We start from the raw sequence: 8,468 nt of genomic DNA on the forward strand, positions 1-8,468 counted from the left end.
GCGATCGCAGGATCGCCGGGACTGACCGGGGCCCCCACGCTCGCTTCGACCGCCGCTGCACGCACAGGCGCCGGAGCGGTTGTGTGCGCATGTCCACAGACTGTCCAGTCAACCCTGGCGGCCCGGCTAACCGAGGTGATGACTCTGGCCCTTCCAGTCTCGGCAGACGGGCTGATGCCCGCAGAGAGCATGCAGGCTATCCAGTCGAGAAAGGCTCAGGCCGCCGCAGCGCTCATCGGGTGCGGACTCGGACGATTGAAGGGAACGGGCGAGTTCGTTCGCAACTTCCTCCAGAGCGTCGATCTTCCAACCGTAGTCGATGCCGATGCCCTGTTCGCGCTGGACGAAGCGTTTCTCCTGAAGCACGGCCGACCGAACTGGGTGCTGACTCCACACCTCGGAGAATTCCGACGGCTCGCAGGCGACACGTCCGGCCCGTTAGATGCTGTAGACACGGCGCGCGCATTTGCGAAGAAATGGAACGTGACCATCATACTTAAGGGAGCTCCAAGTGTTGTCGGGTGCGCCGACGGAAGCGTGCATATCAATCCAACCGGAAACCAGGCGCTGGCCTCCGCCGGTACCGGCGATGTGCTTGCCGGAATGTGCGCGGGTTATCTCGCGCAGGGGCTACGGCCTGTCGATGCTGCGATGGCGGCGCTGTTCGTCGGCGGCCGAACCGTCGAGAGATTTTCCGACCAGTACTTCCGCGACAGCCTTATGGCCGGCGACATCGTTGATCTGCTCCCACAAGTACTCGCGGAGTTCAGCACGTGAGTGAGGCCAACAGGTGGCGACTGGCAATCGCCTGGACGTTGCTCATCGTCGCCGCATGTTCGATACCAGGAACGGACCTGCCGAAGATCGAAATCAAGCTCGTGGACAAGGTGGCCCATTTCGGGCTATTCGCCGTTTTCGCATGGCTCTGGCTTCAAGCCGGCAGCAGATCCTTTCCGGGACGATTGATCCTGGTCCTCGGCTTCGGAACGGCGTTCGGCTTCCTGACCGAATGGTATCAGGGTATTCTTCCGTGGGAGAGAACACCCGACATGATGGATGCCCTGGCAAACACGATCGGGCTCATCGTCGGCAGTCTGGCCTTCATGGCTGCAAAAAGAGGTAAATCGGGAAACCGTGGCAACCTTTGACCGCCCGGATTGTCATGCTTGGGAATCGGTGCGCAATATTTGTGCGATTCGGTCGTTTTTCGTATCAATGGGGGGTGGTGGAACACGGCCTTTCGTCCGCTGGTAACACTCTCGCCTTAACACAAATCTAACAATCCGCGAACGCGGCCAGCTAGTCCAATGGCTCTGAGAAAAACCGAAAAAGCGAATCTCCGCCGACGTTATCCAATGTTCGTGCAAGTTGGACTCGTCGCGTCGCTGATGCTCCTGATTCTGGCCTTCAATATCGACCTCCGAAATGACGAATCGTTCGAGATCGTCATGCCGGAGCAGGAAGTGGTCCAGATGGAGGAGATCGTGCAGACCAAGATCATCCAGAAACCACCGCCACCGCCGCGTCCGCCGGTTCCGGTCGAGGTTCCTGATGATGAAATCCTGGAAGATGATGAACTGGATCTCGATGCTTCGCTGGATATCGACGAAGTGATGGACCTGCCACCTCCGCCTCCGCCTCCGGCCGATGAGGAGGAGCCAGAGCCCGAGATCTTCGTCATCGTGGAGACGATGCCCGAACTGATCGGAGGACTGCAAAGTGTGCAGAAGATGATTTCCTATCCGCCGATTGCCAAGAAGGCAGGAGTGGAAGGACGCGTTATCGTTCAGTTCGTAGTAAACGAGCAGGGCAACGTCGTTGACCCCGTCGTGGTCCGAGGGATTGGCGCCGGATGCGACGACGAGGCGATTCGCGCCGTTAGCCAGGCCAAGTTCAAGCCCGGCAAGCAGCGTGGCAAGCCCGTCAAGGTGAAGATGTCGCTCCCGATTACGTTCAAACTGAAGTAATCCACGCACGGCAGAATTTCAAAAGGCCCGGCTGTTAATCAGTCGGGCCTTTTCTTTTGCTGATCCCGCCGCGGCCTAGGCTCGCACGTGCTCAATCTTTTCAAGCGAATGTCCGACGAGTAGATCTGTCGTCAGGCCCACGAACAGCCCGTGCCCCAGCACACCGGGGATCGCATCGAGCTTCTTCTCCAGCGTGGCAGGATCGTCGATCGACTCGAAGCGCGCATCCACGACCCACATTCCCTGATCGGTGACAACCGGACCATCCTTGTTGATGCCTTGCCGCAGGATAGCCGTCGAGCCTAGCTTCTCGAGACTGAGCATCACCGGCGACACCGCCATCGGTAGCACCTCCACGGGAACGGGCATCCGTGATCCGAGCACGTCGACGCGCTTCGATGCGTCGACCATTACGACGAACCGACGTGCCGCACTGGCCACAACTTTCTCGCGAGTGTGAGCCGCGCCCCTGCCTTTGATCAAGTTCAATTCCGGATCAACCTCGTCGGCCCCGTCAAACGCAAGATCCAGTTCGGGACTTTCGTCAAGCGTTGTAAGCGGAATCTCCCACCGTCTCGACAGACGCTCTGAGGCAAACGACGTCGGCACGCCGCGAATACCGATGCCGTCGCGATGAATCCGCCGCCCGATTTCCTCGATGGCACAGGCAGCCGTCGATCCGGTCCCGATTCCGATGACCATGCCATCCTCGATCATTCCCGCCACGTGCCGGCCGATGGCTTGCTTTATGTCCGACTGCTGGTTCATGTTCGTAGCACGCACCGGGTCCCCGATGCAAATCTTAAGGGAAGCAAACTATGAACTCCGGCACTTCCGATTGGCGGTGATCGGAACCGACCCTACTCGTAACGCAACGACTCGATCGGATCCAGACGCGCCGCCTTGAAGGCCGGGTAGCCGCCAAAGACCAGAGAGATAATCGTAACCATCACAACGGCCGATATCGCCCAGCCCCACGGGAAGGCCGCCTCGATTTCGAAGTAAATGGCTGTGCCGTTCCCAACGATAATACCCAGCACAATGCCGATGACGCCGCCCACCTGACACAGGAAGAACGCCTCCAGCAAGAACTGCCTCATGATATCTTTGCGCTTTGCGCCAACGGACTTGCGCACGCCGATCTCGCGGGTGCGCTCTGTCACGGACACCAGCATGATGTTCATGATCCCTATTCCGGCCGCCAGCAGCGCAATGAGGCCGATGATGGCGCCGGCCGTCGTCAGTGTGCCCGTAAATGCAGCAAACACCGACTGCATCGTATCGTTCGTCGAGATCTCGAAGCTGTTCGGCTCGCCCGGAGGCACCTTGCGAATGGTTCGGAATCGGCCGGTAACCTCCTCCACCACAGCGGGATACAGCACCGGATTAGATGCACGAACACTCGTACTCGCGATGTTGCGATTGGCGGCTCCGTACAGCGTGAACCCGCGGGTTATCGGGGTGTACAGCCGGCTATCGAGACTGAAGCCAAGGAAATTCCCTTTGCTCTCCAGCACCCCGATTACCTCGAAGCGGTGGCCGTCGAACCGAATCGTCTTGCCGAGGGCAGTCTCGTTCGGAAACACTTCCTCGACAATCTCGGAGCCCAACACGGCCACAGGGCGTGCGTACTGAACGTCCTCCGCCGTGATGAAGCGCCCCTGCTCAAGCCGCCAGCTGAAGTTGCCAAGGAAATCCTCATCCGTTCCCAGCAAGATGATATTGGGCTCGGTGCTCAGGTCGCGATACTTGACGCGAGAGAGTTGGAAGTCCTCGATTGGACTTACCGTTGCCGGTAGCGACAACGTTCGTTCGAGTCGCTCGATCTGGTCGTACGAAATCCGCGGGCGATTGCGGATGCTCTGGTCAAGCTGCCCGAACTGGAAGCTTGGCCATCTTGTAATGGTAAATGTCTGCGCTCCCAGAAAATTGATCCGGTCCTTGAAATACACGTCGATCACTTTGACTGCCGTGATCGAGACGATGATTGCGAACACGCCCACGACCATTCCAGCAAGCGTGAGACTTGATCTCATCTTGTGGCCGCGAAGTGCGGCAATCGCCATGCGAAATGCTTCCAGAAATGCCATGCGTCTCTACACCGGGTGCTACTCGTAGCGAAGTGCTTCGATGGGTTCTTCCGTGGCTGCGGTCCACGCCGGCGCCAGGCCAAAAATGATTCCAATTACAACGCACATTCCGAACGCGAGACCTACCATTGCAAAATCGAGAGTCGACGGCAGCAACATCCTGATGCCGAACCCAAGCGGCAACGCGAGCAGCACCCCAAGTGCACCGCCGATCAGGCAAACGATCACGGCCTCAACGAGGAATTGAGTAAGAATGCTCCGCGCCGGCGCGCCGACAGCTTTTCTGATTCCGATCTCCCGAGTACGCTCTTTGACACTCACGAACATGATGTTCATTACGCCGATGCCGCCGACAAGCAATGACAACGCCGTGAGTCCGATGCCGATGGCGTAGATCGTCGCCTTGACGGGCGCCAGCTGCTCACGAAGTGACTGCTGCTCGTTGATCTCGAAATCATTCGGATCTTTCGCGTCGAGCCGCCGCGCAACGCGAAGGACGCCCGTAATCTCGGCCTTTGCATCCGCCAGGTCGGCTCCGTCGGCGATCCGTACGCGCACCGACACATCGCGCCTCTCCATCCCGAACTGTCGCTTGAACGCATCGAACGGAATAACAATCTGCAGGTCGGCCGATCCGGTTTGATCTGCCGTCTCGCCTTTCTTCTCAAACACACCGACGACCTCGTATCCAGTCCCGCCAATTCTCAATCGCTTACCAATCGGATCACCGATGACAAACATCTCTTCGGCAACGCGGGCTCCGATCACGCACACGCGTCTTCCGGCTCGACCTTCGACCTCTGAAAAAAAGCGCCCCGACTCCAGACCAAATTGATGGACGAAAGGATAGTCAGATGTTGCCCCAAGCGTCTGTACCCCGGACAGCGTTTGACTTCCGTACGAGGCCGACCCACGCATCGTGCTTGCCACGGGAACCGCTGCAACCGCGAACCTGGACTTCTCAGCAATAATCTCCGCGAGGTCCGCCGTGATGTTCGGCCGGTTGATGTAGTTCCACCAGTCGCGAACCATACCCCACGGCCACTTCTCGACGTACAGTACATCGGCGCCCAGGGTCGCCATATCCTCCTCGAATTGCTTTTCGAGGCCGTTGACCACGGTCGCCATCAGCGTCACGGAAACCACACCAATGACTATGCCGAGGGTGGTGAGCGCGGAACGCATCTTCTGCACTCGGAGGGCGCGAAGGGCGATGCGGAGGCTTTCCCAGAATTCTGCCAGAAGCGTGATCAAAACAGTCTCCAGCCGCGGGTGTAAGATGTGGCTCGGTCAGGGATGCAAGGTACGCAGGAGGCGATGACAGGTTGCGGGATCGTTATGCTGCCGGGGACGTTCCCGATCCGGAGAATTAAAACGTTCTCAAACTTGCTCAGAAGACAAACTGTACCGAAAAGGCGACCATGGGTAAAATCTCAATCCTTCGTGAGTTCTGGGATTTCTTGCGCATTCGCAAGAAGTTCTGGCTGGCCCCGATCGTCATTATTCTTCTCCTGCTCAGCCTTCTGATCGTACTGACGCAGGGTTCGGCCCTCGCGCCGTTCATCTACGCGCTGTTCTAGACGACCGGTGTTACGGGCTACAGATCTCTCTCGAATCTAAGTCTGTAGTCGCGGTAGAGGGGATTGTAGTCTGCGCGAGTCACCTGGAAACCCTCGGCCAGGCCCATCACGGTCATGCCGGCGTGACGGTTAGGGATCGTGTCGTAAGCGAGACGGCGATAGCCCCACGAGCGAGCCGTTTCGCACATGTGCTGGAGCAGAATCCTGGCGACCCCACGTCTCCGATACTCACTGCGGACGCCACCCTTGGCGCTGTAGAATGTGAACCGGTCCTCCTTGTAGCCGATCTTGAAACCCGCCGGAACACCGTCCACGAATGCCACGAGAATCAGCAGATCCTCGCGTTCGAACGTGTTGATGACTCTATCTTCGCGAAAGATCAGTGCGTTCATCTCTTCAATCAAATACAGATGATCCAGGCCAACGATTCTGACATCTACATGCCAGTCACCGCTGTCGAGGCTGTCTGCGATATAGGTCGTGCTTTCCATCAGACTCCAAAAGGAAGGCCGTCGGCAAGTCGGGCGGGATCTACCGGTTGTGGACTTGCCAGCTCGCGGCCCGATTCCTCAACCAGGATACATGGTTCTAGAATCGACTCCGGAACGTCGGATATAAATCGAGACGGTCGCGCAAAATACTCACCTTCGTAGCGTCGGTAACGTATCGACGGATAGGTAATGAACAGGTTCTCCTCGGCCCTCGTAATGGCGACGTACAACAGGCGTAGTTCTTCATCCAGCGCGTCGTCGTCATTCAGGGAATGGGTCGACGGCAGCACACCCTCCAGCGCCTGAATCACAATCACCGTGTGAAATTCCAGGCCCTTCGCTGAGTGTATGGTGGACAGGACGAGCGGGCTTTCATCGTCCGGCGTGGGTTCGCCGTCGATGGCCGTTAGTTCGATCGGGTCCAACGCCAGCGACGACAGGAATTGTTCTCGAGAGGTGAACTGATCAGCCAGAGCCACAAAATGCTCAAGATCCTGCTGTCGCTTGGGATAGTCGTCGAAGTACTTCCGCTTGAGAATGGGCTCGTAATACGCCACGACGTCCTCGACCTCGGCAATGACGGACCCCGGCTTCTGGTGCGTCTTGAGCATCGAGAACAGGCGCTTCAGTTCGTCGATGTACCGCGGTGAATAGGGACGTTCCTCCAGTTCGTACGGACTTCCCGATGCCGACGTGATCCACTCGATCAGGTCGCGCGACGTCTTCGGACCGATACCTTCAAGCAATTGCAGGGCACGGTTCCAGGCCACAGCGTCATGCGGATTCTCCAGGATTCGGAGATATGAGATCACATCTTTGATGTGCGCGGCCTCGCTCAGTTTGAGTCCGCCATATTTCACGAACGGGATGTTGGTACGGTTCAATTCGATTTCGAGGCCGTACGAGTTGAACCCGCTCCGAAACAGCACGGCCATGCGGTTGAGCGGGACACCGTCCTCGCGCAACTGAAGAACCATCTGGGATACGAACCGGCTCTCTACCTGATCATCTGTTGCCGGAACAATCGCGGGAAGATCGCCCGTTTTTCCATCCGAGAAGAGGTGCTTCTCGTACTTTTTTCGAGCGTGTTCAAGAACGTGATTAGCGAGATCGAGGACCGGCTGTGTCGAGCGATAATTGTGCTCGAGTTTGAGGAGGCGCGTCCCCGGGAAGCGCGTCGGAAACTCGAAGATATTGGTGGGGTCGGCTCCGCGAAATCTGTAGATGCTCTGGGCGTCGTCGCCAACAGCCATGACGTTGCCGTGTACGGCTCCGAAACGCGTCACGAGATCCGCCTGCAGCCGGTTAGTGTCCTGATACTCATCTACGAGCAAATGCAAACACTCACGTGAAATCCTGTCTGCAACTTCAGCATCCTGATCGAACAACTGCAGGGTCTTGGCGAGCAGATCGTCGTAGTCCATAAGGCCGTATCGATGCTTGTAGTCGACGTAGCCACGAAACAGGTCCTCCAGTTCCTGTACGTAATCGACGAACTGCGGGAAGCGATCCACAATGATGTCCTCGAGCGAGACTCCCCGATTGGTCACGGAGGAGAACATGGACTGCAGGCGACGCTTCTTCGGGAAACGTTTGTCGCTCTTGTGTTTCCCGGCAGCGGTTCGGACGGCATCGATTACGTCGGCAGAGTCGCTCGCGTCGAGGATCGTGAAGTTGTTGGCGTACCCCAGTTTTGGCGCGTAGCGACGAAGAATGCCGAGGCAATACGAATGGAACGTTCCGCCGCGAACCCGGCTGCATCTGCCGTCCAGCAGAGCACTGGCTCGCGTCAGCATCTCGCGCGACGCACGGCGCGTAAACGTAAGCAGTGCGATACGCTCGGGCTTCACCCCCGTCTCAACGAGGTAGGCAACCCGAAAAATCAGGGTCCGCGTTTTGCCCGTACCGGCGCCGGCGATGACGAGCACAGGGCCGCCCGGTGCCGTAACAGCGGCGAGCTGCTGCGCGTTCAGCTCGCTTTCGTAGTCGATCGCGAGTGACGCGACTTCCGGGGAGGCCTCCGGCCTTAGAACTATCCGGCGCGGCATACAGTCAGTTGCATAAATGCGGAGCGTGCCGGCAAACGCAGCGACAGCTGCGGCACCGGATTGAAAACGGCTATACAGCCCTGTCTACGAACAATACGACAACCACGTTTCCCTAGGCCGTTGTTGGCTTACGAGACACTTTCTTCATACCTTTTTAGGTCCCCCCAGTACCCTTACGCTCACGTACGTCGCGTTCGACCCGGGACTATCGGGAATGAGTCGCGATCCCGATTCCCCCGCCTCGAGCCGGCATTGCCACCGGCAAATGGTCTTTGATGGCTAAGACAATCGC

General features: G+C 58.0%; 9 protein-coding genes. 4 read left to right on the forward strand and 5 right to left on the reverse strand.

The genetic code is table 11. From position 1 onward, the window contains the following. The 3 genes from HKN37_17515 to HKN37_17525 all read left to right on the forward strand — a co-directional run. Nucleotides 1–777: NAD(P)H-hydrate dehydratase (locus HKN37_17515; GenBank protein ID NNE48454.1), on the forward strand; the 777-nt coding region annotated here is incomplete at its 5' end. Then, nucleotides 774–1,148 carry a VanZ family protein gene (locus HKN37_17520; protein NNE48455.1) on the forward strand — a complete coding sequence of 125 codons (375 nt, stop codon included), beginning with the start codon at nucleotides 774–776 and terminating at the stop codon, nucleotides 1,146–1,148. The genes HKN37_17515 and HKN37_17520, both read left to right, overlap by 4 nt. 159 nt (nucleotides 1,149–1,307) lie before the next feature. Continuing rightward, nucleotides 1,308–1,967: a TonB family protein gene (locus tag HKN37_17525; protein NNE48456.1), complete on the forward strand. Its 660-nt coding sequence runs from the start codon at nucleotides 1,308–1,310 to the stop codon at nucleotides 1,965–1,967. A 75-nt stretch (nucleotides 1,968–2,042) separates the two neighbouring features. Here the strand turns inward: HKN37_17525 and rpiA are convergent, their stop codons facing one another. The 3 genes from rpiA to HKN37_17540 form a co-directional block, all read right to left on the reverse strand. Beyond that, nucleotides 2,043–2,735, reverse strand: a complete 693-nt coding sequence (gene rpiA, locus HKN37_17530; GenBank protein NNE48457.1) for a ribose-5-phosphate isomerase RpiA — start codon at nucleotides 2,733–2,735, stop codon at nucleotides 2,043–2,045. A 92-nt stretch (nucleotides 2,736–2,827) separates the two neighbouring features. Then, on the reverse strand, nucleotides 2,828–4,057 hold the full coding sequence (locus tag HKN37_17535; GenBank protein NNE48458.1) for an FtsX-like permease family protein: 1,230 nt from the start codon (nucleotides 4,055–4,057) through the stop codon (nucleotides 2,828–2,830). An 18-nt stretch (nucleotides 4,058–4,075) separates the two neighbouring features. Beyond that, nucleotides 4,076–5,311, reverse strand: a complete 1,236-nt coding sequence (locus tag HKN37_17540) for an FtsX-like permease family protein (GenBank protein NNE48459.1) — start codon at nucleotides 5,309–5,311, stop codon at nucleotides 4,076–4,078. A 167-nt stretch (nucleotides 5,312–5,478) separates the two neighbouring features. Here HKN37_17540 and HKN37_17545 point away from each other — a divergent pair, with 167 nt between their 5' ends. After that, on the forward strand, nucleotides 5,479–5,637 hold the full coding sequence (locus tag HKN37_17545) for a hypothetical protein (protein ID NNE48460.1): 159 nt from the start codon (nucleotides 5,479–5,481) through the stop codon (nucleotides 5,635–5,637). Nucleotides 5,638–5,654: 17 nt separating this feature from the next. Here HKN37_17545 and HKN37_17550 read toward each other — a convergent pair whose 3' ends face one another. After that, nucleotides 5,655–6,128 carry a GNAT family N-acetyltransferase gene (locus HKN37_17550; GenBank protein NNE48461.1) on the reverse strand — a complete coding sequence of 158 codons (474 nt, stop codon included), beginning with the start codon at nucleotides 6,126–6,128 and terminating at the stop codon, nucleotides 5,655–5,657. Next, nucleotides 6,128–8,176 carry an ATP-dependent helicase gene (locus HKN37_17555; protein ID NNE48462.1) on the reverse strand — a complete coding sequence of 683 codons (2,049 nt, stop codon included), beginning with the start codon at nucleotides 8,174–8,176 and terminating at the stop codon, nucleotides 6,128–6,130. Before HKN37_17555 ends, HKN37_17550 begins: the two co-directional genes overlap by 1 nt. Between the last annotated feature and the right edge of the window lie 292 nt (nucleotides 8,177–8,468).

The organism is Rhodothermales bacterium (assembly GCA_013002345.1).
Taxonomy (GTDB): Bacteria; Bacteroidota; Rhodothermia; order Rhodothermales; family JABDKH01; genus JABDKH01.

Coding starts and splice junctions, on each gene's coding strand:
- HKN37_17525 (NNE48456.1), top strand. CDS start 1,308: ATGGCTCTGAGAAAAACCGAAAAAGCGAATCTCCGCCGACGTTATCCA.
- rpiA (NNE48457.1), bottom strand. CDS start 2,735: ATGAACCAGCAGTCGGACATAAAGCAAGCCATCGGCCGGCACGTGGCG.
- HKN37_17535 (NNE48458.1), bottom strand. CDS start 4,057: ATGGCATTTCTGGAAGCATTTCGCATGGCGATTGCCGCACTTCGCGGC.
- HKN37_17545 (NNE48460.1), top strand. CDS start 5,479: ATGGGTAAAATCTCAATCCTTCGTGAGTTCTGGGATTTCTTGCGCATT.
- HKN37_17550 (NNE48461.1), bottom strand. CDS start 6,128: ATGGAAAGCACGACCTATATCGCAGACAGCCTCGACAGCGGTGACTGG.
- HKN37_17555 (NNE48462.1), bottom strand. CDS start 8,176: ATGCCGCGCCGGATAGTTCTAAGGCCGGAGGCCTCCCCGGAAGTCGCG.